The organism is Sphaerimonospora thailandensis (assembly GCF_016863115.1).
Classification (GTDB): domain Bacteria; phylum Actinomycetota; class Actinomycetes; order Streptosporangiales; family Streptosporangiaceae; genus Sphaerimonospora; species Sphaerimonospora cavernae.
In genome coordinates, this window is the sequence record NZ_BOOG01000017.1 from 120,537 (window position 1) to 142,971 (window position 22,435).

Here is a 22,435-nt window from a genome sequence, read left to right on the forward strand (position 1 = left end):
ATGATCCAAGCGTGGGAGAGAAGCGATCCGGCCGGCCGACCATGAACGACGTGGCCGCCGCCGCGGGGGTGGCGCTCAAGACCGTCTCCCGTGTCGTCAACAACGAGCCGGGGGTCAATCCGGCCACGGCGGAGCGGGTCCGGGCCGCGATCGACCGGCTCGGCTACCGGCGCAACGACAGCGCCAGGACGCTGCGCCGGGGCCGTACCGCGAGCATCGGCCTGGTGATCGAGGATGTGGCCGACCCGTTCTACTCCGGGCTCAGCCGTGCGGTCGAGGACGTCGCGCTGCGCCACGAACACTTCGTCTTCACCGGTTCCTCGGGCGAGGATCCCGCCAGAGAGCGTGATCTGGTCCTCGCCTTCTGCGCCCGCCGGGTCGACGGACTGATCATCGTGCCCGCCGGGACCGATCACGGCTATCTGGCCCCCGAGTTCGACGCCGGGATCAAGGCCGTCTTCGCCGACCGCCCGCCGGGCGCGGGATGCGGCGCCGACACCGTGCTGTGCGACAACGCGGGCGGCTCACGGACCGGGGTCGCCCACCTGATCGCGCACGGGCACCGGCGCATCGGCTTCCTCGCCGACTCACCCGCCATCTTCACCGCGATCGAGCGGCTGCGCGGCTACCGGGAGGCCCTCGCCGCCGCCGGCCTGCCGTACGACGAGGGCCTGGTCAGGATGGGGCCCCCGGATCAGGAACGGGTGCACGCCGGCATCGAGCGACTGCTCGCGCTGCCTGACCCGCCGACGGCGCTGTTCACCGGCAACGGCCGGACCACGGTGGCCACCCTGCGGGTCCTCGCCGCGATCTCGGCGCGCTGCTCCATCGACCACGGGCTCGTACGGCACGGCCTGGGGCTGCACGGTCATGGGCGCCTGGCCGGTCTGGCCCTGGTCGGGTTCGACGACTTCGAACTCGCCGACCTGCTCGGGATCACGATCGTGGCGCAGGACCCGTCACGACTGGGCCGGACCGCCGCGGAAATGCTGTTCCGCCGCCTGTCCGGGCACACCGGCCCGGGCCTGCGCCTGGAACTGCCCACCCGGCTCATCGAGCGGGGCTCCGGCGAGACGCCCCCGCCCACCCGTTAGGGAGCTCAAAGTCCGAGCACCCGGCGCAGTCCCGCGTCCACCTCGCTCATCAGGGCGGCGGGCACCGAGCCCGCAGGCCCGTCGAGTTCGTCCTTGTCCAAAGTGACCAGGGCGGTGACGTTGACCACGGAATCACGTTTCAGGCCGGTCGCAGCAGCGGGCAGGAACACATTTCCCGGCATGGCCGCAAGCCCGGTGTTCGATGTGATCACGGCTACCAACACGGTGGCCAGGCGACTGTCGTTGTACGGCCGGGACTGGACGACGAGCACGGGACGTCTCCTGGCCGGACGGCTGCCCGTCGCCTCGCCGAGATCAGCCCAATGAATGTCGCCCCGGCGGGTTACCACCCGTCCTCTTCGTCGAGTGCGAGCCGGCGGCGGCCTGCCGCCACGGCCGCCGCCGCGCTGTCGTCATCGTTCGCCAGATCGAGCGCCTCGTCGATCTGCCGCGTGAGTTCTCGCGACTCCAGGTGCTCGAGATAGCGCTGCGCGGCGGTCGTGTAGAACTCCGACCGGCTGATGCCGAGCAGCGCCACACATCTCTCGACCTTCGCGTAGGTCACATCCGGGACCGAGATGGCCGTCTTCATGAGAGCAGTATAACTCGGTATAACCCCCTGGTCAGCCCTTCAGGGCACCGGCCATGAGGCCTCGCATGAAGAACCTGCCCAGCAGCACATAGACGACCATGGTGGGAATCGACGCGAGGATCGCGGCGGCCATCTGCTGGCTGTAGGGCACGGTCTGGGCGCCCGCGATGTTGTTCAGCATGACCGTGGCGGGCCACGACGTCGGACCGGTCAGGAACACCGCGAACAGGAAGTCGTTCCACATCGAGGTGAACTGCCAGATAATCACAACGGCGAACGCGGGCCCCGAGACCGGGAGCACGATCGACCAGAATGTGCGCAGCATTCCCGCGCCGTCGACCCGGGACGCCTCGATCAGCTCGTCCGGGATCGTGACGTAGTAGTTCCGGAAGATCAGCGTGCAGATCGGGATGCCGTACACGACGTGGGCGAGCGTCAGGCCGGGGATGCCGCCGTAGAGGTCCAGGTGGAACCAGTCCCCCAGGTTCACCATGAGCTGCACCAGCGGAATCATCACGCCCTGGTACGGAATGAACATCCCGAACAGGAACAGTGTGAACACCACGTCGGCACCCGGGAAACGCCACTTCGACAGGACGTACCCGTTCATCGAGCCGAGCGCGGCCGACAGCAGCGAGCCGGGGATCGCGAGCAGGAAGCTGTTGAGGATCCCGGGTTCGAGCTTCTCCCAGGCGACGCGCCAGGCCTCGGTCGTCCACACCGTGGGAAGATTCCACGCCTGACCGGGATCGGCCTCGCTGAGCGGTTTGAAGCTGGTGACCAGCAGCACGTAGACCGGGATCAGGAACACCACGACGAACAGGACCAGCAGCCCCAGCCGCACCCAGCGGGCAGCGCCCGCCCGTGTCATCGGTTCCCCCTTCGGGCGTTCCAGATCAGATAGGGCACGATGAAGATCACCACGGACAACACGATGTAGGCGGCGATGGTCGCGCCCTTGGCGGGGTCATGGGCGTCGAAGACAGCCGTCCACATGAAAGTCGCCGGCACGTCGGTGATGATCTGCTTGCCGGAGACCGCGACCACGAGGTCGAAGACCTTGAGCGAGATGTGCCCGAGGATGATCAGGGCCGACAGCGTGACCGGGCGCAGCATCGGCAGGATCACCCGCCGGTAGACCTGCCACTCGTTGCATCCGTCGACCCGGGCGGCCTCGCGTAGCTCCTCCGGCACACCGCGGAACCCGGCGAGGAAGAGCGCCATGATATATCCGGACATCTGCCAGACAGCCGGGACGGCCATCGCGGCCATCCCCCAGTCGGGATCCCGGAACCACTGCCACTGCAGGAAATCCAGCCCGAGGTAGTGGAACAGCCGGTTGAGCCCGACGGCCCGCTCCCCGGTGGCGCTGTTCATCAGCCACCGCCACACCACGCCCGTGGCGATGAAGGAGATGGCCATCGGGAACAGGTAGATGGCCCGGAACCCGCCCTCGCCCCTGATTCCCTTCTCCATAAGGAACGCCAGGAGCCAGCCGAGGACGAGCGCGCCGCCGACGAAGACGACGGTGAAAACGATCGAGTGCCGGACCGAGAGACCCCAGCGGTCCTCGCTCCAGATACTCGCGAAGTTCTCCAGCCCGACGAATTTCCCGGGAATCTCGGCGATCTCGTCGTGCTTGTCAGTCATCGCGACCTTGAAGTTCCAGCCCAGCAGGCCGTACACGAAGACGCCGATGAGGACGATCGACGGCGACACCAGGAGCAACCCGGGCAGCCATCTGCGCACCCGCGTCACTTCCACCTCCAATGATCATGTACGGCTCACGCCACGGCGATGGCGTGAGCCGTACCAAGGAGTGCCCGACTAAGGAGTGCCCGAGATCAACTCACTGGTTGTTGCTCTGCGCGGCGGAGACCAGGGCCTCCTGGAGCTTGGCCACGTCCTGGCTCTGCTGGAACAGGCCCACGGCGTCGTTGATCGCGCTGCGCCAGGCGTCGTTGGCGACCACGCCGTGCTGGATCGAACCGGCGAGCTTGTCCTTCGACCACTCCTCCAGGCTCCAGCTCAGGTAGTCCTGGTAGAGGGACTTGTCGGCGTCGGTGCGGGCTGGAATGGAGCCCTTCAGCGGGTTGAAGGCGTCCTGGCCCTCCTTGCTCGCCGCCACCTTCAGCCACGCGATCGCGCCGTCCCGGTTGGGCGCGCCCTTGGGCAGCGTGAAGCTGTCCGACAGCCACATGAACGTGCCGTCGGTGCCCGGAGAGGCCGCCCAGTCGAAGTCCTTGTGCGACTCCTTGCCGAGGCCGCCGTCCGGCGGGTTGTGGAAGTAGCCGTAGGCCCAGTCGCCCATGATGTTGAAGGCGGCCTCGCCGTCGACGACCTGCTTGGCCGCCGGCTGCCAGTCATCCTGCGGGGTCCCGGCGTACGACAGGATCGTCTTGAAGTTCTCCAGCGCCTTGGTCACCTCGGCGCTCGACCAGTCGGCGTTCGGCGCCCAGAGCTGGTTGTAGGCGTCGGTGCCGAGCGTGCCGAGCAGGACGCTCTCCATCAGGTGCACGACGGTCCACTGCGAACCGATCGACAGCGGGATCTTCCCGGCCTTCTTCACCTTCTCCAGGTCGGTGACGAACTCGTCGATGGTCGCCGGCGCGCCGTCGATCCCCGCGTCCTTGATGACGGACGGGTTGTACCAGAGGACGTTCGAGCGGTGGATGTTCACCGGCACGGAGTAGATCTGGCCCTCGACCGAGATCTGGTCCACGAGCTGCTGCGGGAGGACGTCCTTCAGCTTGAGCTCGTCATAGAGGGAGTTGAGCGACTCCAGCTTGCCGCCCTTGATGTATCCCTGCAGCTCGGCGCCCGCGTGGCCCTGGAAGGTGTCCGGGGGCTGGTTGGCCTGCAGCTTGCTCGACAGCAGCGCGCGGGCCTGGTCGCCCGACCCGCCCGCGACGGCGGCGTCGAAGAACTCGAAGTTCGGGTTCTGCTTGGCGAAGATCTCCCGCATCGCCTTCAGGCCGTCGGCCTCACCGGGGCCCGTCCACCATGAGAAGACCTCGACCTTCTTCTGCGCGGCCTCGCCACCACCGCTCTCCTTCGCGTCGCCGCCGCAGGCGGTGAGGGTGAGCAGAGCTGCCGTAGAGACCGCAACGGCCGCCATCCACCGTCGTCTCATCGCAACATCCCTTCAAGTCCTCGTGATGACACTTGGCCCCGAGATACGCTCATCTACGTGACAACGTTGTCAACACGGCTTCATCAAGCCACCTCCACGGGGTCGGCGTCAAGTTTGCCCAGATAACGTCTCTGCATCGTGAAAGTCCCACCCGCCTTATCCGGGAAAGCCGGTGAGTCTGTCAGTCCCCGCGTTCAAACTGCACCTATGACGGCTCCCGACACCGCCCCCACCGAAAGCGACCCAGCCGAGACGGCCGCGACAGGGGCGATCCCGGCCGAGGATCCCGGCGACGATCTGCCGTCCCTGGCGGAGATCGACTCGCCGCAGTGGTTTCGCCACGGCGACACGATGGCCCGGATCGGGTTCCTCACCGTGGCGCGTCGCCTGCCCGGCCTGATCCGCCAGGCCCTCGGCATGGCCTGGGAGGCGAGCCCACGTGACACGATCGCCACCGTCACGCTGAGCATGCTCGGCGGCGTCTTCACCGCCTTCGGCCTGCTGGCCACCACCGGCGTGCTCACCGCGCTGTTCGAGGCCGGCCCGACGCCCGACCGGGTCCGCGCCGCGCTGCCCAGCCTGCTGCTGGTGGGTGCGGCGGCCGTCATGCGAACCCTGCTCCAGTCGGGCGCCGGCTGGGCTCAGGCCCGGCTCGGCCCCCAGGTGAGCCGCATCACCGAGGCCCGGCTGTACGGCCTGACCAGCCAGGTCGACCTCGTCTGCTTCGACGATCCGGAGTTCCACGACTCACTACAGCGGGCACGACTGCGCGGCATGGCGATGGCCGACACCGTCGTGGACACCGCGATCGACGCGGTCACCGGAGTGGTCGGGATCGCCGCGGCCGCCGGGGTGCTCGGCGTGCTCCACCCCGTCCTGCTGCCGCTTCTCCTGCTGGCCGTCGTCCCCGACGCGTGGGCGGCGATCCGCTCGGCCCGCATGCGATACACCACGGATCTCCTCCTCGTGCCGGCCCGCCGCCGCAAGTGGATCATTTCGGACCTGCTGGCCGACAAGGACACCGCGGCCGAGGTCCGGACGTTCACCATGCGCGGCTTCCTGCTCCGAATACACGAGAGTGTCGCTCGGGGAGAGCAGAAGGTGATGATCGATCTGGCCCGCCGGCAGACGGTCGCCAGGATCGTGGGCGAGGCGCTCGGCGGCATCGGCCAGGGCGTCGTCTATGTGGCGCTCGGTGTGCTCCTCGCCGCCGGGGCCGTGCCGCTCGCGGTGGCCGGCACCGCCGTGCTCGCCATCCGCTCGGGGCAGTCGTCGCTGGCGAACTTCATGTTCGCGACGAACCGGCTCTATGAGGAGGGGCTGTACTTCACGGACTACCTCGACTTCGTCGCCCAGGCACAGGCGCGGATCCCGGAGCACCGGACCGGAGAGGCGCCCGCCGGCTTCGGGCGCATCACGGCGGAAGACGTCGTCTTCTCCTATCCCGGCGCCGACCGACCCGCACTGCGGGGAGTGTCCGTCCGGGTCGACCGGGGTGAGGTCGTGGCCCTCGTCGGCGAGAACGGCTCAGGCAAGACCACGCTGGCCAAGATCCTCGCCGGGCTGTACGAGCCGGACGGCGGCCGCGTCATGTGGGACGACACCGACCTCGGCGGGGTGGATCCACATCGGCTCAGGGGCCGGATCGCGGTGATAGCCCAGGACCACACCAGGTGGCCGCTCACCGCCCGGCACAACATCACGATGGGCATGGAGAAGGGCGAGGAGGCCGTGGTCCGCGCCGCCGAGGTCGCCGGCGCCGATCAGGTCATCGCGGAGCTTCCGTACGGCTACCGCACGCTGCTCGACCGCCGATTCAAGGACGGACACGAGTTGTCCGGCGGCCAATGGCAGCGCATCGCCATCGCCCGCGGCTTCTACCGTGAAGCGCCGCTGCTGATCTGCGACGAGCCCACGGCGGCGCTGGACGCCCGGGCCGAGCACGCGCTGTTCGAGCGGATCAGACGGCACGCCGACGGCCGCACGGTCCTGCTCATCACGCACCGGCTGGCCAGCGTCCGGTACGCCGACCGGATCTACGTGCTCGATCACGGCGAAGTCGCCGAACACGGCACCCATCGGGAACTGATGGCCCTCGGCGGTCTCTACGCCGACCTGTACGGCCTGCAGGCTCAGGCATACCAGGCGACGAGCTGATTCACGACCGTGCGGGGGCGGGCTCGCAGACCCCGGGCTCCTCCCGGCGCGGCTCCTCCGGCCGGCACCGGACCCCCAGCACGTCCTTGTAGTACTGGATCTTCTGACGGAGCGTCCGGTCCGACTCGGCGGCCGCGACGAGCACCGGTACGATCCTCCTCCCCATGACCACCCTCCTCCTCGGGACGGTCCCCGCTCTCTTGTCCGCCCCCAGGGCGGCCTCCGCCTCAGCCCGATCTCTGTCCTCCAGTTGGATCCAGAGAGCTGATCCAGGGCATGAGGGCCGGCATCGCGGTCGGACCGCCGTTCAGGCGGAGGCGGGTGTCGGCTCACGTCGGCGTTTTCTGGTGGGTGAGGGGCCGATGTAGGTGAACTCCCAGCGGTCGGGACCGATCTTCCGGCGTTGGTAGCGGTCGGGGTGCAGGTAACGGTCACGGTTGTGGAATTGGCAGGCCGGCCCGAGTTTGGCCAGGTTGGTGCGCCCGCCTTCGCTCCAGTTATCGAGGTGATCGACCTGGCACATGCCGACCGGAAGAGGGCAGCCCTTCACCCAGCAGGTGTCGTAGCGGGCCTGGACGGCACGGCGTTGCGCGGAGGTGGCCAGGCGGACCTTGCGGCCCATGTCCAGGACCTGTCCCTCGGCGTTCATCACCATCCGCATCAGGGTGGAGGTGCGGGCCAGACGGTGGATGTCGGTAATCGGCAGCAGTTGTCCGGTCGACAGCAGCAGCCCGGGCAGCGTGCGCAGCACCGACTGCCACCGCCAGTCCCCGGCTTCGAATCCGGTATCCGCGAACCTGCCGCCCCCGCCTCCGGCGTCCGTACCCCCGCCGCCCATGCGCTCGGCGCCTGTGCCCCTGGCGCCTGTGCCCCTGGCGCCTGTGCCCCTGGCGTCTATGGGCTCGGCGTCTATGGGGCTATGATCGGCGAGCTGATCTGCCGTGCCTGGCCCATGCCGACCTGTCCCGGTATCGGCCGGTGCTGCATCCGGCGGGCTCGTGCCCGGCATGGAGAGGTCTTCGAAGTCCAGGGTTTCGAGGTCATCGCCAGGGCAGGGGAGGTCACCGACTGTGGGGACGCGCGGCCCCCCGCCCTCGTCAATGTCGCAGTCTTGGGACACACCGGCGCCGCAGGCACGGTCATCGGAGGCGGCGGCGTCGGATGTCCCGGATTCGCCGGCACTGCCTACGGACGTGTTGTCCCCGCAGGGGATGTCACCGGACGCCCCGCTGCCGGAGGCAGTGCCACCCGGGCCATCCGGTGAGCCCTCCGATGTCATACCCTCCGGGGAGGTGACATCGGACGTGGTTCCCTCCGACTCCGACTCCGACTCCGACGACGGCGTGCCGTCCGTGCCCTCGGACGTGGTGCCCTCAGATGAGGTGCCGTCCGGTGTCGTGCCGTCCATCTCATCGGGTGGTGTGCTGTCTGTTGAGGGGTCGTCGGGGAGGGATTCGGCGTTGATCAGGACCAGGAGTTCGGTGGTGATCTGCTGTTCCAGCAGCGCGATCAGCGCGTCGGCGTTGCGGACCCGCAGCGGCCGGTCCTCACCCTTGGCCTTGGGCTTGGCGTAGGCGTCCAGCATGGCCCGGAGCCGGGCGGCGGCCTCCCGCGGCAGGCGGAACTCCCCCTCCACTCCGCCGGTGCCGGTCTCCCGCAGTAGCAGAAACCGGGAATCGTAGTCGGCGTCGGCGTTCTTGATCTCCCCGTCGGGATCCAGCACCGCCCGCAGATACCGCCCCGCCTTGGCGATCTCCTCCGGCCCGGCGGAATCGGCCAGCTCCAGCAGAATCGTCTCGGCCTTGGCCGCGTCCTCGTCGCTGAGCCCGGTCGTGGCCGCGCAGATCGCCGAGACCACCGCCTCGGTCAGGTTCCCGGTCGCGAACCGCGCCCGTACCCCGGGCAGGCGTGCCAGTTCCACTCCCAGGGCCACAGTGCGGTAGGCCGTCCGGCGGCTCATCCCGCACACCGACCGCAACCACGTCCGGGTCGAAGCATGCCCGCGCTCACGGGCCGCCCCGGCCGCGTGCACCCGCTGCGCCCGCACCGCGATCGCCGCCTCCAACCGATCTCGCGCGAAAGCCAACTCCTCCACCTGGGCCAGACACTGCTGCGGCGAGTCCGGCACCGGGGTCAACGCCAGCGCCAGCGCGGCCTCCCGCACCTGGCTCACCAACGACCACGACAACGCCCCATCCCCGGAACCCGCCGCGCACACATCACCCAGACCGTCCGCCGAACCACCCGGAGCATCACTCGAGGGGCCGCTCCCGGGACCGTCCGAGGCATCATCCGAGGAGCCACCGGAAGGGGCATCCGCAGCCTCCGGGATACGCCGCCGGCGCGTGTCATCGTCATCGGCGCATGCACGGGAACCGTCGACCGCAGGAGTTGCACCGGCGAAGGCGGTATCGACAGAGCCGGCATCCGGCGCCCGGTCCGGAAGCACGCCCTCCGAGAGCGTGCGGTTGGGGGACATGGCGGGAATGGCGGCAAGCCAGTCTGGCCAGCCAGACCACGACGCGGCATCTCCCGAACCACCAGAGGAACGGGCTGCGGCACGTGCCGACGCCTCGGCCCGCACGCCATCCCACCAACGAGGGCCCAGCAGCGACCGATCCCGGGGACGCGATGGATCCGGATCGAACAGTCCGAGTGGCTGGGTCAGCTCCGCCGGCTCCACACGTCCCCCTTCCCGACCTCTCGCGAGCTCTGCTGTATCGAATATTTGTACTAATAATCTCACGAGATCCCGTGAATAGCAACACCCATCAGCGTTTTATTCGAAAAATATATGAGTAATAAGTGCCGTTTATCGTTAACGCCCAATATGTCGGAAAAGTAGATCGGCGTCGCCGAAAGTGCGAGGCCAGGCGTTCATCCAGCTCAACGAGGGCAACGTGGGAAGCCCAGAGATTACGAAACAGGTGCCGCGAACGCAGCGGTCGCCGCTGATTGCGTACCACCCGTCAGAGAGGCTTTTCATCCTGACGGCCCGGTACGGGAGGCCAGCGGAGAACAGGTGCCTCCATGGAGTCCGCAGGAGCTTGCGGCGAAGTGATCTACCGTCCGCGACCGACCCGCGGGGGCCGCGGACAGTGGCTTCCACTCACCTCGGAACGCCTCCGCACAGGTATGTGGACTCCTCCAGCAACTGCGGCGTCATTGTGATCCCGGTGAGGCGCTCGGCCAGGAGGAACGACGGCCCTTCGTGGGGCTCGGAGTGCGGGTAGATGGGGGAGTCGATCCGCTCCATGGTCTCTGCGAGTTCGTCCGGCATCTCCTCTGAGTAGTTTTCCATATGGGGGAAGAAGCGCTGGATCTTTCCGTCCTCGATCCAGTGGGAGTAACCCTCCTGGTGCGCGAACTCGAACCGGATCTTTCCGTCTTCGATCCAGTAGAAGTAATCCATGCCCTTGACCTCGAGATAGAAGTGGGAGACCAGGCGGGTGCCCTCCGACAGCGGCAGGATGATCTCTTCGGTGACGCCGAGCCCTCCGTTGGTTTCGACGATGAGTACCCAGTCTCCGACGGAGACGGCACCGAAGGCTTGTTCCTCGTAAAAGCTGGAGTAGGAATACCGGATCAGCTCATCAAGCGTCATGCGAGAGCAGCCCTCGAGCCGGACGCCGAGCCGGGTCACCAGTTCCTCAGGCGTCAGGCCGCGGACGTAGGTGAAGCAGTAGACATCCGCCAGCTCGGGGAATCGTTCGCGGGAGAGCCAGGAGTAGTCGTCAGGAGTCGCGTTCATTCCGTCATGCTCGCAGCACCCACCGACATAATGAGCCCTCCTCACCCTGAGCAACGGCCTGCTTCCACAAGCCGCAGCACAAGGTTCCGCCTGCACGAGCGCGGTCGCTCGATGTGGGCGACAACGCAGCCCGGTCCGCACCTTCCAACACTTGGCCGCCTGCCACCGATGAGGCGGACACGCTGTCGGCCGAGAACCGTCGGCTGCCCTCGAAAGCCCGCCCGAGAAGCTGCCAGAGGGCCCGCCAGTGGAATGGCCGGGAAGAGACGACCGGCGTGAGTGCCTAAAGCGACCGTCGGGTCTCGGCGGCGATCCAGTCGAGGTAGGCGGCGAGTCCGCCCTCGATCGGCAGTGCGACGATCTCGGGAGTGTCGTACGGATGCTCGGCGCGGATGTGCTCGGTCAGCCGGTCGACCGACTCGCCGGTGGTCTTCAGCAGCAGCAGGAACTCCTCGGCGGTCTCGATCCGGTCCTCCCACCAGTACGTGCTGGTGATGGGACCGACGAGCTGGGCGCAGGCCGCGAGCCGGGCCCCGACGGCGGATCGGGCGAGCGAGGCGGCCCTGTCCCGGTCGTCGACGGCCACCTGAACCTGCACGTACTCCCCCATCTTGCCCCTCCATCTCTCAGACGTACGGATGCCGCCGGCTAGGCAGCGAGGTGGGCGGACAGGTAGCGGCGGACCAGGCGCTTGCACTCGGCGATCAGCTCGGGGTCGCCCTCGGGATCGGCACGGAAGGCGAGCTTGAGCACGGCGTCGGCGGCCTCCACGGCGACCAGGAACGCCCGGCCCAGCGTTTCGTTCCGCGACATTCCGAGCAACTCGACCGTGAGCGTGCGCAGCCGGTCCGCCACCACCGCACTGTTGTCCAGCGCGGCGTCGAGCGTCCGCCTGGTTCCGGGCAGCGCGGGACCGCCGGGTGCGGCCAGCACCTCGCCGAAGTCCACCACGGCGAATCCGGGGGTGGACCGCTTCATCTGGACGAACTCGTCGATGGCGACGTCCACGACGTCGGTCCAGTCGGAGACCCGCTCGGCGGCGAACCGCGTGGCCAGCCGGTCGAGGAACGCGTCGAGGTTGCGCAGCGCGAGAGCGCGGACGAGCGCCTGCTTGTCTCTGAAGAACTGGTAGAAGGTGCCGATCGGCACCTCGGCCCTGCGGGCCACCTCCTTGGTCGTCAGACCGTCGTAGCCGATCTCGTCGAGCAGCCGAGCGCACTCGTCCAGCATCCGCTCGACCCGCTCCTGGCTGCGACGCTGGGCGGGACGGCGGCGCAGGGTTCCCCCCGGGTCTCCTCCCGCCGTGGCCGTTCCGCCGGAGACTTCGCCCGAGACCTTCGTCATTCCGACATTGTCTCCCTACTTCCTTGCACAACGGTTAACATGACTTCCACTCATGTTATTGGCCGCGTCGCCCATGGGAGGGCCGCCGAATGTTCCTCTGGGGTACGGCAACCGCCTCCTACCAGATCGAGGGAGCGGTCGACGAGGACGGCCGCGAGCCGTCCATCTGGGACACGTTCTCACACGAGCCTGGCCGGATCCGCGACGGTCACACCGGGGACGTGGCCTGCGACCACTACCATCGCTGGCCGGAGGACGTGGCGCTCATGGCCGAGGCCGGCCTGAACGCCTACCGCTTCTCCGTCGCCTGGCCGCGCGTCCTGCCGTCCGGCACGGTCAACCCCGCGGGGCTCGGTTTCTACGACCGGCTTGTGGACGCCCTCTGCGAGAAGGGCATCGTCCCGGTTCCGACGCTCTTCCACTGGGATCTGCCCCAGGCGCTGGAGGACGAGGGCGGCTGGCTCAACCGCGACACTTCCCGTCGTTTCGCGGATTACGTCGCCGTCGTGGCCGAGCGGCTCTCCGACCGGGTCAAGACGTGGATCACGCTCAACGAACCGTTCGTCCACATGGTGTACGGGTACGGCCTCGGCATGCACGCGCCCGGCAGGACGCTCCTCCTCGACGCGCTGCCGGTGGCCCATCACCAACTGCTCGGGCACGGCCTGGCCGTACAGGCCCTGCGGGCGAGCGGCGCCGAACGCGTGATGATCAGCAACAACTGCACCCCGGTGTGGCCGGCCTCGGACTCACCGGAGGACCTCGCCGCCGCCGAGGCCTACGACACGCTGCACAACCGGCTGTTCAACGACCCCGTCCTCATCGGCGCCTATCCCGATCTCACCGTGTACGGCAGGCCGGAACCCGACTTCGTCCGTACGGGTGATCTGGAGACCATCGCCCAGCCCCTCGACGGCCTGGGGATCAACTACTACAACCCCACCCGGATCGCCCGGCCGGGGGCCGAACCCGACGGCCTGCCGTTCCAGTTCGCCGCCGTCACCGGATATCCGACCACGGCCTTCGGCTGGCCGGTCGTCCCGGATGGTCTGCGCGAACTGCTGGAGTCGCTCAGAGCGAGGTACGGCACGGCGCTGCCGCCGATCTACATCACCGAGAACGGCTGCTCCTACGACGGGATCGACGACCAGGAGCGGATCGCCTACCTGGACGGCCATATCGCGGCGGTGCGCGCGGCCCGGGGCGTGGACGTCCGGGGCTATTTCGTCTGGTCGCTGCTGGACAACTTCGAATGGGCGGAGGGGTACCACCAGCGCTTCGGTCTGGTGCACGTCGACTTCGAAACCCAGAAGCGCACGCCCAAGGCGTCCTATCGCTGGCTCAAAAACCTGATCGCGAAGCAGGGCCCGGAGATTCAGAGCACCGAAACGTGAACGTGATCATAGTGGTTGGCGGTGACCCCGCCGCGGTCTGACATCATCCGCCAACCGGCGCCGGTGCGCATGTCGTAGAACTTCTGCTGCCAGATGATGTACATGATCCCGTACTCTCTGGCGTGATCGATGCACCACTGCGCCAGGGCGTCGCCACGCGCCTTGGCGACGGCGTCCGGCATGCGTCCGCCGCTGCTCATCATGAAGTCGCAGGCCCGCCCCTTGCCATGCTCGCCCGGGTCTCCGCCGCGCAGGCAGCCGACGCCGAACGGCATCGGGAACTCGCGCAGGACCGCATTGCGCACCGTCACCAGCCGCTGGGTGAGCCCGGTGCTGGCTCCGGGCGTCTGGAAACCGTACTTGGCCAGGCTCCGCTCGACCTCGCGCTGCCTGGCCTTGAGCTCCTTGATGTGCGCCTGCAGCTTGTCGATCTCGACATCGGCCTCGCGCGCCGCCGTCCGCTGCTGGTCGATCAGCGACTTGATGCTGTTCAGCCGCTCGGTCTTGGCCCGCGACAGATAGGTCATGGTCGAGATGGAGGACAGGTCGGTCCCCGCGCCGAAGAGTTGCGTCCCGTCGAACCCGCCGCCCATGTAGCTGGTCTGGGCCATCTCGGCGACCTCCCGCCGGGCGGTGCGCAGCCGTACCTTGAGCGTCTTGACCTTCCTGGACGCCTTCCTGACCGCGATCTTCGCGTCGTCCAGGCTGATGATCTCTCCCCTGTACGCCTTCGCTAGGGCGGCGGCCTCCTTGGTCAGCTTGCGGATCTTGGCCTGCTGGTCCGGCTCGGCTGCCGCGCCGGGGAATCCGCTGAGCACGCCCAGGATCGCGACTGACATCACCGCGAACCCGACCCGGCGTCTCGACCGCACGCGACCCTCCACTCAGATCCGGACCGAACCATAGGAGACGATCCTCGCCTCCGCGACGGAAACAGGAGAAACTCCACCACCAAAAGCAACCTATCTCACACTTTTCCTCGACTTGACGAGCACACCATCGACCAATTCGAGACCAAGACGATACGAATTCGAGTCCTGATGCTCTCTATCCGATCCCTGGCGGCCAGAGAGGGGAGTGATCAGTCGACCGCCTCGTCCCGCTCGCTCAGGCGCTCTTGCCAAGGCCGTACAGAACATGATTCGGTCGGCATGTGCGTGGGACGGCACGCACATCAGGAGGCCCCAATCAGGAGGCACGGGACATGCTGCAGCACGACACGCTGTTCATCGGGGGCGACTGGGTGGCCCCGGCGGGTACCGGAACGATCGAGGTCATCTCACCGCATTCCGAAGAGGTGGTGGCCCGCGTACCCGAGGGCACCCCGGCGGACATGGACCGGGCGGTGGCCGCGGCCCGGGACGCGTTCGACAACGGGCCCTGGCCCCGGATGACCATGGCCGAGCGTGCCGCCGTCGTCGGCAGGCTGGCCGACATCTACGACTCCCGCCAGGGCGAGATGGCCGAGACCATCACGCTGGAGATGGGCTCTCCGATCACGTTCTCGCAGCTCGCGCAGGCCCCGCAGCCGCTCGGCATGCTGCGCTACTTCGCGGAGCTCGGCCGGACCTTCCCGGTCGAGGAGGAACGCCCCGGTCTGTTCGGGCCGGTGATCGTCCGCCGTGAGCCGGTCGGGGTGGTCGCGGCGATCGTGCCGTGGAACGTGCCGCAGTTCGTCATCATGAGCAAGCTCGCCCCGGCGCTCGTCGCCGGCTGCACCGTCGTGATCAAGCCGGCTCCCGAGACGCCGCTCGACTCCTACCTGCTCGCCGAGATGATCAAGGAGGCCGGGATCCCGGCCGGTGTCGTCAACATCGTCGCGGCGGGCCGGGAGGCCGGCGAGCACCTGGTCTCCCACCCGGGCGTCGACAAGGTCGCGTTCACCGGCTCGACGGCGGCGGGCCGCCGCATCGGCGGGATCTGCGGGGAGCAGCTCAAGCGCTGCACGCTGGAGTTGGGCGGCAAATCGGCCGCCATCATCCTGGACGACTGCGATCTGCCGTCCGCCATGGGCTTCCTGTCCATGGCCTCGCTGCTCAACAACGGCCAGGCGTGCGTCGCCCAGACCCGCATCCTCGCCTCACGCGGCCGGTACGACGAGGTGGTCCAGGCGATCGCCGACATGGTGTCCGGCCAGCAGGTCGGCGACCCGAGCGACCCCGCCACCGGCATCGGCCCGCTGGTGGCCGAGCGGCAGCGGGAGCGCGTCGAGGGCTACATCCGGTCCGGGATCGAGGAGGGCGCCAAACCGGTCGTCGGCGGCCTCGACCGGCCGTTCGACCGGGGCTGGTACGTCGCGCCGACCGTGTTCGCCGGCGTCGACAACGACATGCGCATCGCCAGGGAGGAGATCTTCGGCCCGGTCCTGACCGTGATCCCCTACCAGGACGAGGCCGACGCGATCCGGATCGCCAACGACAGCGACTACGGGCTGACCGGCTCGGTGTGGACGGCCGACCCTGATCACGGCGTGGCGGTCGCCCGACAGGTCCGCACCGGGACCTACGGGGTCAACATGATGAACACCATGGACCCCAACACGCCCTTCGGCGGTTTCAAGGCCAGCGGGATCGGCCGCGAGCTCGGCCCCGAGGGCCTGTCGGCCTACCTGGAGTACAAGTCGATCGCCCGCCTGGGCTGACCCTTCACTGTGGATCACTCGGTCCTGTACGGCTCCACGCGGCTCGCGCGGCGGGTGCCGTACAGGACCGGGAGTCCCCGCCCAGCGCGCCCCCGCGACGCTGGGCCACACCGTTCGCCCCACTCCATGAACGGCGTGCGCCGATCCCCTTATCGGCGGTGCGAAACCCCTCAGGGAGGTTGCCCACATTCCTAAAGACGACCCTTAACCCGAAATAGTTCGCGCGATCCACCCGGCAATCTTCCGGATCAGCTCTGGGGTGGCCGCCGCCTCGGCATGGCCGTACCCCGGCTCGACCCACAGCTCCCTGGGCTCCCCGGCGTTGTCGTAGAGCCGATAGGCGTGCTCGAGGGGGAAGAACGGGTCGGCGTCGCCGTGCACGACCAGCAGCGGCGTCGGTGAGATCATCGACACGGCCTCGTACGGCGGGAGCGGGATGGGGTCCCACCCACCGGTGGCGACCCTCGTCCGCTTGACCACGCGGGCCGCGAGCCGCCCGTGCCAGCGCTCGATCGCCCAATGGACCTGTCGCATCGGCCGGGTGCCCCGGTACCACCACCATCCCGGGCCGCTCACCGCCGCGACGGCGTCCACTCCCGGATGCAGGGCGGCCTGCCGTACGGCCACCGCGGCGCCCATGGAGAAACCGACGGTGGCCACGCGCCGGTATCCGATGGAGCGGGCGTGCTTGACCGCGGCGTCGAGGTCGAGGACCTCCAGGTCGCCGACCGTGGACCGGCCGGCCGAGCGCCCATGCCCGCGGAAGTCGAACGAGACCACGCCCCCGAAACGGGACAGGACGTGCACGATGCGTCTCGTCGGCGGTTCCCGCCAGGAGCCGGTGAAGCCGTGGGCGACCACGATGCCGAGATCGAGCGAACCATTCGGCGTGTGCGCCGCGTCGAGGCGTACGCCGTCCGCCGTGCGCAGCATCGCACCGAAGGCAGGAGCCAGATCCATGGTCACGACCATATTCGCGCCGGAGAGTCGCACTCAAAGTAAACCGCGGCTTCACGGCGGGTGGCGCTGGCTACGCCAGGCGGCGGCGAACCTCGTACAGCGACCTCTCCTTGACTGGCTCACCGATGAAACACTCACGCGTGAGACCATCACCGGTGAGAGTCTCATCGATGAGCGTATTCGTCGGCCTGTGTTGCCGGGTCCGGTGCATCCCGTGGGATCGACTAAAATCGGTAGGCCGTACCTGCTATCGCGGCGACAGCGCGTCTCGCCCGTAGTCCGGTTGAGACGCGGGACGGACACCCCGACGAACCCAGAGTGAGACTCGACATGCCTTTGCAAAGCCGCGACGACCTGCGGAACATCGCGATCATCGCGCACGTCGACCACGGCAAGACCACACTGGTGGACGCCATGCTGTGGCAGTCCGGGGCGTTCCGCGCCAACCAGGACGTCGACGAGCGGGTGATGGACTCCGGCGACCTGGAACGCGAGAAGGGCATCACCATTCTCGCCAAGAACACCGCCGTCAGGCACGGCGAGATGACGTTGAACATCATCGACACACCCGGTCACGCCGACTTCGGCGGCGAGGTCGAACGCGGCCTTTCCATGGTCGACGGCGTCGTCCTGCTGGTCGACGCCTCCGAGGGCCCGCTGCCGCAGACCCGTTTCGTGCTGCGCAAGGCCCTGACCGCCAAGCTGCCGGTGATCCTGTGCATCAACAAGGTGGACCGGCCGGACGCCCGGATCGCCGAGGTGGTCGACGAGGTCTACGAGCTCTTCCTCGACCTCGACGCGACCGAGGACCAGATCGACTTCCCGATCGTCTACGCCTCGGGCAAGGCGGGCCGGGCCTCGCTGACCCGGCCGCAGGACGGGGAGATGCCGGACTCGCCGGACCTCGAGCCGCTGTTCGAGACGATCACGACGACGATCCCGGCGCCCGTCTACGACCCGACCGCGCCGCTGCAGGCGCATGTCACCAACCTCGACGCCTCCAGCTACCTCGGCAGGCTCGCACTCTGCCGGGTCCGCCAGGGGACGATCAAGAAGGGCCAGCAGGTGGCCTGGTGCCGTACCGACGGCACCGTCCAGCGCGTGAAGATCTCCGAGCTGCTCATGACCGAGGCGCTGGAGCGCAAGCCCGCGGCGGAGGCCGGGCCCGGCGACATCATCGCCATCGCCGGCATCCCGGAGATCATGATCGGGGAGACGCTGGCCGACGCCGACGACCCCCGCCCGCTGCCGCTGATCACCGTGGACGAGCCGGCGATCTCCATGACCATCGGGACCAACACCAGCCCGCTGGTCGGCAAGGTGAAGGGCGCGAAGGTCACCGCCCGCCTCGTGAAGGACCGCCTGGACAAGGAGCTCGTCGGCAACGTGTCGCTGCGCGTGCTGCCGACCGACAGCCCCGACTCCTGGGAGGTCCAGGGCCGCGGCGAGCTGGCCCTGGCCATCCTCGTCGAGCAGATGCGCCGCGAAGGCTACGAGCTGACCGTCGGCAAGCCGCAGGTCGTCACCAGGACGGTCGACGGAAAGGTGCACGAGCCGGTCGAGCGGCTCACGGTCGACTGCCCGGAGGAGTACCTGGGCGCGGTGACCCAGCTCCTCGCGGTGCGCAAGGGCCGCATGGAGCACATGACCAATCACGGCACCGGCTGGATCCGGATGGAGTTCCTGGTCCCGGCCCGCGGCCTGATCGGGTTCCGTACGGAGTTCCTCACCGAGACCCGGGGCACCGGCCTGGTGCATCACGTGTTCGAGGGCTACGAGCCGTGGTTCGGCGAGCTGCGCACCCGCAACAACGGTTCGCTGGTGGCCGACCGGTCCGGGCAGGTGACCGCGTTCGCCATGCTGAACCTGCAGGAGCGCGGCACGCTGTTCGTCTCCGCGGGCACCGAGGTCTACGAGGGCATGATCATCGGTGAGAACTCACGCTCCGACGACATGGACGTGAACATCACCAAGGAGAAGAAGCTCACGAACATGCGCTCGTCGACGAGCGAGGAGACGGAGAAGGTGATCCCGCCGCGCGTGCTGTCGCTCGAGCAGGCGCTGGAGTTCATCCGCGACGACGAGTGCGTGGAGATCACCCCGGAGACCGTTCGCATCCGCAAGGCCGTCCTCGACGCCGCCAACCGGGGCCGGGCCGCGGCCCGCGCCAAGCGCGCCGGCGGCTGAGCCGACCCGAGCCCCGGTACGTACGAGCCCCAGCATGAGCCCCAGCATGAGCCTCGGTCACCCCGGGGCTCATTCCGGTACGGCAAGACCGGGGCAAACTACCTCCCACGAGCGGCGTTTCCCAATCCCCGGGCGGAGCGGGGGCATGCTCTCCTGTGCGCAGAGAGAACGCATCCGGAGGAGCCCTTCATGCTCGGTAAGACCCGTATCGTTTCGGCCGTCAACGCTCTCCTCATCACCGGCGTCGTCGGTGTCTCCGGCGCCGGAGCGGGTGCCGCGAACGCGAACGCCGTGCCAGCGGCCGGCGCGGCGAACCGTCAGCCCGACTCGGCGGTCGCCCTGATCAAGGATGTGCACGGAAAGGTGCTCGGCACCCTCCAGATCGGGCGCTTCGACCGCAAGAAGCTGTGGGTCACGGTGAACGTCCGGGGGCTCACCCCGGGATTCCACGGCATGCACATCCACACCGCCGGCGTGTGCGACCCGAAGTCCGTCGACAAGGCCACCGGGACCCCGTTCGCCAGTGCGGGCGGCCACCTCGACGTCGGTCACAAGACGCACAACTCCATGGCGGGCGATCTCCCCTCGCTGCTGGCCGCCGCGGACGGCACCGCCATGGCGTCCTTCGCCACCGACCGGTTCAGACTGAACCAACTCGCGGACAAGAACGGCAGCTCTGTGATCATCCACGCCCTGCCCGACAACCACGCCCACATCCCCGACCGGTACACACGCCCGAAAGACTCCACCGGCACCGCCGGGCCGGACCCCACCACCCTAAAGACCGGCGACGCCGGCCGCCGCCTCGGCTGCGGCGTATTCGACTACACCTGAGCCCCTTTGACTACCTTGGGCTGGTGGGCATGTTGAGAGAAGACCGCCTGCCCGGTCTGCTCCGCTCCGATCACACGATGGCCGCCGCCGGCGGCCCGCGCCGCTACTGCCCATCCCCTGCCGTCGGGCCACGCCCACTGCCGCACCCACCCACGAGTCCGGATGATCGCCAGTATCTGCGGGCAGCGGTCGCCCGGCAAGCGGAGGGCTTCACAGAATTCAGCCAGCCGCTGAGTCATCGATCGACGCCCCGCCCGGAGCACCCGGCTGCTTGCCGGCCTTCCGTCCGCTCTTTCCCCGCATCGACCGTGGCGGCGGTTTGGTCAGCCATCGGAACTGGGCGGTTTGGAGGAGCTCCGCGAGTTCATCCCCAGCTGACGTCGCAGTTCGGCGTTCTCCGCTTCAAGCTCGGCTACGCGCGTCTCCAGCACGTCCAGCCGCGCGGTCAATGTCACGACCAGGGCAGCAAGCTCACCGTACGTCGATTGCTCGCCCTCGGCCGGAATCACCTAGAGATCATCCCACGGGGTGGATCATGCTCGCGCCGGGCAAGGACCTGAACTGTCACACGCTACGGTCGCATACGAGGGCATTGGCGCCTCTCCGGCAGCATCTGGGGTTTTGAACAGCGCCGATGCTCCTCTTTTTATGCGCTCAACACCGGTATGCCCACAGTCCAGGAGTGTCCCGGCCAACCAGGAGCAACCTCTGCAAAACCGCGCCAATCACCACAAAAGCGATGCCTCAAACGATCTGATCAAAAAAGCACAAAAGCCTGAGGACTAGCAATCCATGAGCCTTACATGAATCTCGTCCGCCACTACTTCCACTTCAAAACGAATGCCTTCAAATTCAATAACCTGTCCACACTGTTTTGAGGTATATTCGGGCTCTTCGCAACTGAACAGATGTCGTGATCACGCGGCTACTGATTGTGTCCAGGTGGTGGTGACGGTGTGTGATCGTCGGGCGTCGGCCTCGACGAGGAGATCGGCGTGGCCGGAGCGGTGTTCGCGCAGCGGGAGGACCGTTGGTGTGGGCGTCGCGGATGGTTCGCCGTGCCGGGCGGTCTCCTGGAGCCAGGCCGGCGAGAGCCAGGCGGTCCGGGTGCTGCGGGAGGCGGCGTAGCGGGACCGGCGTTGCTGGTTGGTGACGTTGCGGAAACCGAATCCGGCCCGGTAGACCAGTTTGACCAGGCGGTTGATCCCCTCGGCGGCGGCGTTGGAGTAGCCGGTGGCCACGCCGCGGGCGATTTCGGCCCGCCACAGCGAGATTGTCTCGGCGAGGGTCTGGAGTTCGGGGACCGACGCGCCGATGGTGCCGCAGAAGACGAAGAACGCCTCCAGGGCTGCGGCGATCTGCGGGCGGGTCGGGGCCCGCCCGGTCTGGTTCGGGGAGAGTTTCACCAGGTCACGCAGGAGTTCTTTGGCCCGCCAGGCGGCGCCGATCTGGTGGCCGCCGTCGCCGAGGTCGGACAGGGCGCACAGAAGTTTTCCCTGGGCGCGCTCGGACAGCTTCTCCTTGCCGCGGACCAGCAGGTTCTTGATCGTGTACTCGAGGTCGGTGGCCCGGCCGCGCCGCCCGTATCGTTCGAAGGTGACACGGCGGCGCACGTCGCCGACCGCCTTGTTGGCCAGCTGAACCACATGGAAAAGATCAACGACCAGGTGGGCGTTGGGGAGCAGGCCGCTGGTGGTGACCGCCGACTTGTACACCGTCGACATGTCGATGGTCACCCAGCGGATCGCCGCGCGCCAGGCGGGGTCCTGGACGGACAGCCATGCGATCACATCCCGGCCGGCGCGGCCCTCGACCTGCCCGAGCAGCCCGTGCCCGCCGGCGGAATCGACGAATATGCTCTGCCATCGGTCCGCATCAGCCACCCACGTTCCCGACGCCGGGTCCCGGTGGTACAACGACCTGCCCCGCCGGTGATCATCAATGCCCAGCACCTCTACCGGCGGCAGCAGTCCCGTCACGGAACGGACCGCCCGTTCAGCCAGCTCCACGACCACGACCGATCCGGGCCTGCCACCACACTCCGCGCTGGTCTCCGCGCCGATGTCCGTCTTCGTACTGGCCTGCGCGCCGGCATGGATCCCCGTGCTGGTCTCCGCGCTCGTCTCGATGGTGTCCGGGCTGGTCTTCGTGCTGGTAGTGGTGTCGGTAACCACGATCTGAGCATCGGCGGCCACCGACACGAAACCGTCGTGGCCGGTGTGCCAGGTCACCCCCACCGCCGCCGCCACCCGCGACACCGGCACCAGCCAATCGCCGATCAGATGCCCCATCACGTTCCTGGCGTGCTCACTCACCCCGCCTCCCGCCCTGGCCAACGGCCCGCCTTC

20 protein-coding genes are annotated in these 22,435 nt (G+C 68.1%); 6 read left to right on the forward strand and 14 right to left on the reverse strand.

Going from position 1 to position 22,435, the window contains the following annotated elements; translation table 11 throughout:
• Positions 1-11: 11 nt before the first annotated feature.
• On the forward strand, positions 12-1,094 hold the full coding sequence (locus Mth01_RS10410; RefSeq protein WP_239089536.1) for a LacI family DNA-binding transcriptional regulator: 1,083 nt from the start codon (positions 12-14) through the stop codon (positions 1,092-1,094).
• Positions 1,095-1,099: 5 nt separating this feature from the next.
• On the opposite strand, the gene Mth01_RS10415 is transcribed toward Mth01_RS10410, so the two are convergent.
• From Mth01_RS10415 to Mth01_RS10435, 5 genes are all read right to left on the reverse strand, one after another.
• Positions 1,100-1,444 (reverse strand): type II toxin-antitoxin system PemK/MazF family toxin, encoded by a 345-nt coding sequence (locus tag Mth01_RS10415; protein WP_204015096.1) that lies wholly within the window; start codon positions 1,442-1,444, stop codon positions 1,100-1,102.
• On the reverse strand, positions 1,438-1,686 hold the full coding sequence (locus Mth01_RS10420; RefSeq protein WP_204015099.1) for a hypothetical protein: 249 nt from the start codon (positions 1,684-1,686) through the stop codon (positions 1,438-1,440). The genes Mth01_RS10415 and Mth01_RS10420 overlap by 7 nt, the downstream gene beginning before the upstream one ends.
• A gap of 31 nt (positions 1,687-1,717) precedes the next feature.
• Positions 1,718-2,557, reverse strand: coding sequence for a carbohydrate ABC transporter permease (locus tag Mth01_RS10425; RefSeq protein WP_204015101.1), 840 nt, complete (start codon positions 2,555-2,557; stop codon positions 1,718-1,720).
• A complete protein-coding gene (locus tag Mth01_RS10430; RefSeq protein ID WP_204015211.1) occupies positions 2,554-3,444 on the reverse strand; it encodes a carbohydrate ABC transporter permease in 891 nt (296 codons plus the stop codon). Before Mth01_RS10430 ends, Mth01_RS10425 begins: the two co-directional genes overlap by 4 nt.
• Positions 3,445-3,535: 91 nt before the next feature.
• On the reverse strand, positions 3,536-4,819 hold the full coding sequence (locus tag Mth01_RS10435; protein WP_204015104.1) for an ABC transporter substrate-binding protein: 1,284 nt from the start codon (positions 4,817-4,819) through the stop codon (positions 3,536-3,538).
• Between the two features lie 207 nt (positions 4,820-5,026).
• Between Mth01_RS10435 and Mth01_RS10440 the strand changes: the two genes are divergently transcribed.
• Positions 5,027-6,976 (forward strand): ABC transporter ATP-binding protein, encoded by a 1,950-nt coding sequence (locus Mth01_RS10440; protein WP_204015107.1) that lies wholly within the window; start codon positions 5,027-5,029, stop codon positions 6,974-6,976.
• A 1-nt stretch (position 6,977) separates the two neighbouring features.
• Here the strand turns inward: Mth01_RS10440 and Mth01_RS10445 are convergent, their stop codons facing one another.
• The 5 genes from Mth01_RS10445 to Mth01_RS10465 form a co-directional block, all read right to left on the reverse strand.
• Complete coding sequence (locus Mth01_RS10445; RefSeq protein WP_204015110.1) at positions 6,978-7,142, reverse strand: hypothetical protein; 165 nt, start codon at positions 7,140-7,142, stop codon at positions 6,978-6,980.
• 141 nt (positions 7,143-7,283) lie between these two features.
• Positions 7,284-9,164, reverse strand: a complete 1,881-nt coding sequence (locus Mth01_RS10450) for an HNH endonuclease signature motif containing protein (protein WP_204015113.1) — start codon at positions 9,162-9,164, stop codon at positions 7,284-7,286.
• A 921-nt stretch (positions 9,165-10,085) separates the two neighbouring features.
• A complete protein-coding gene (locus tag Mth01_RS10455) occupies positions 10,086-10,727 on the reverse strand; it encodes a DUF6461 domain-containing protein (protein ID WP_204015116.1) in 642 nt (213 codons plus the stop codon).
• 283 nt (positions 10,728-11,010) lie between these two features.
• On the reverse strand, positions 11,011-11,337 hold the full coding sequence (gene cutA / locus Mth01_RS10460; RefSeq protein WP_204015119.1) for a divalent-cation tolerance protein CutA: 327 nt from the start codon (positions 11,335-11,337) through the stop codon (positions 11,011-11,013).
• 38 nt (positions 11,338-11,375) lie between these two features.
• Complete coding sequence (locus tag Mth01_RS10465) at positions 11,376-12,071, reverse strand: TetR/AcrR family transcriptional regulator (protein WP_204015122.1); 696 nt, start codon at positions 12,069-12,071, stop codon at positions 11,376-11,378.
• Between the two features lie 89 nt (positions 12,072-12,160).
• Here Mth01_RS10465 and Mth01_RS10470 point away from each other — a divergent pair, with 89 nt between their 5' ends.
• Positions 12,161-13,465 (forward strand): GH1 family beta-glucosidase, encoded by a 1,305-nt coding sequence (locus Mth01_RS10470; protein ID WP_204015125.1) that lies wholly within the window; start codon positions 12,161-12,163, stop codon positions 13,463-13,465.
• On the opposite strand, the gene Mth01_RS10475 is transcribed toward Mth01_RS10470, so the two are convergent.
• On the reverse strand, positions 13,447-14,337 hold the full coding sequence (locus tag Mth01_RS10475) for a coiled-coil domain-containing protein (protein WP_204015128.1): 891 nt from the start codon (positions 14,335-14,337) through the stop codon (positions 13,447-13,449). The genes Mth01_RS10470 and Mth01_RS10475 overlap by 19 nt on opposite strands.
• A gap of 332 nt (positions 14,338-14,669) precedes the next feature.
• Here Mth01_RS10475 and Mth01_RS10480 point away from each other — a divergent pair, with 332 nt between their 5' ends.
• Positions 14,670-16,106: an aldehyde dehydrogenase gene (locus Mth01_RS10480; protein ID WP_204015131.1), complete on the forward strand. Its 1,437-nt coding sequence runs from the start codon at positions 14,670-14,672 to the stop codon at positions 16,104-16,106.
• 204 nt (positions 16,107-16,310) lie between these two features.
• Here Mth01_RS10480 and Mth01_RS10485 read toward each other — a convergent pair whose 3' ends face one another.
• Entirely contained in the window at positions 16,311-17,066 is a 756-nt protein-coding gene (locus tag Mth01_RS10485; protein WP_239089537.1) for an alpha/beta hydrolase, read from the reverse strand.
• Positions 17,067-17,396: 330 nt separating this feature from the next.
• Between Mth01_RS10485 and typA the strand changes: the two genes are divergently transcribed.
• Positions 17,397-19,253, forward strand: a complete 1,857-nt coding sequence (gene typA, locus Mth01_RS10490; RefSeq protein WP_204015134.1) for a translational GTPase TypA — start codon at positions 17,397-17,399, stop codon at positions 19,251-19,253.
• A gap of 189 nt (positions 19,254-19,442) precedes the next feature.
• Positions 19,443-20,087 (forward strand): superoxide dismutase family protein, encoded by a 645-nt coding sequence (locus tag Mth01_RS10495; RefSeq protein ID WP_204015137.1) that lies wholly within the window; start codon positions 19,443-19,445, stop codon positions 20,085-20,087.
• A 323-nt stretch (positions 20,088-20,410) separates the two neighbouring features.
• Here the strand turns inward: Mth01_RS10495 and Mth01_RS10500 are convergent, their stop codons facing one another.
• Positions 20,411-20,596, reverse strand: a complete 186-nt coding sequence (locus Mth01_RS10500; protein ID WP_204015140.1) for a DUF6444 domain-containing protein — start codon at positions 20,594-20,596, stop codon at positions 20,411-20,413.
• Positions 20,597-21,004: 408 nt separating this feature from the next.
• Positions 21,005-22,435, reverse strand: a 1,431-nt coding sequence (locus Mth01_RS10505) for a transposase (RefSeq protein ID WP_204015151.1), incomplete at its 5' end; no start/stop codon positions are given.

Coding starts and splice junctions, on each gene's coding strand:
- Mth01_RS10420 (WP_204015099.1), bottom strand. CDS start 1,686: ATGAAGACGGCCATCTCGGTCCCGGATGTGACCTACGCGAAGGTCGAG.
- Mth01_RS10425 (WP_204015101.1), bottom strand. CDS start 2,557: ATGACACGGGCGGGCGCTGCCCGCTGGGTGCGGCTGGGGCTGCTGGTC.
- Mth01_RS10435 (WP_204015104.1), bottom strand. CDS start 4,819: ATGAGACGACGGTGGATGGCGGCCGTTGCGGTCTCTACGGCAGCTCTG.
- Mth01_RS10440 (WP_204015107.1), top strand. CDS start 5,027: ATGACGGCTCCCGACACCGCCCCCACCGAAAGCGACCCAGCCGAGACG.
- Mth01_RS10445 (WP_204015110.1), bottom strand. CDS start 7,142: ATGGGGAGGAGGATCGTACCGGTGCTCGTCGCGGCCGCCGAGTCGGAC.
- Mth01_RS10455 (WP_204015116.1), bottom strand. CDS start 10,727: ATGAACGCGACTCCTGACGACTACTCCTGGCTCTCCCGCGAACGATTC.
- cutA (WP_204015119.1), bottom strand. CDS start 11,337: ATGGGGGAGTACGTGCAGGTTCAGGTGGCCGTCGACGACCGGGACAGG.
- Mth01_RS10465 (WP_204015122.1), bottom strand. CDS start 12,071: ATGACGAAGGTCTCGGGCGAAGTCTCCGGCGGAACGGCCACGGCGGGA.
- Mth01_RS10470 (WP_204015125.1), top strand. CDS start 12,161: ATGTTCCTCTGGGGTACGGCAACCGCCTCCTACCAGATCGAGGGAGCG.
- Mth01_RS10480 (WP_204015131.1), top strand. CDS start 14,670: ATGCTGCAGCACGACACGCTGTTCATCGGGGGCGACTGGGTGGCCCCG.
- Mth01_RS10485 (WP_239089537.1), bottom strand. CDS start 17,066: ATGGATCTGGCTCCTGCCTTCGGTGCGATGCTGCGCACGGCGGACGGC.
- typA (WP_204015134.1), top strand. CDS start 17,397: ATGCCTTTGCAAAGCCGCGACGACCTGCGGAACATCGCGATCATCGCG.
- Mth01_RS10495 (WP_204015137.1), top strand. CDS start 19,443: ATGCTCGGTAAGACCCGTATCGTTTCGGCCGTCAACGCTCTCCTCATC.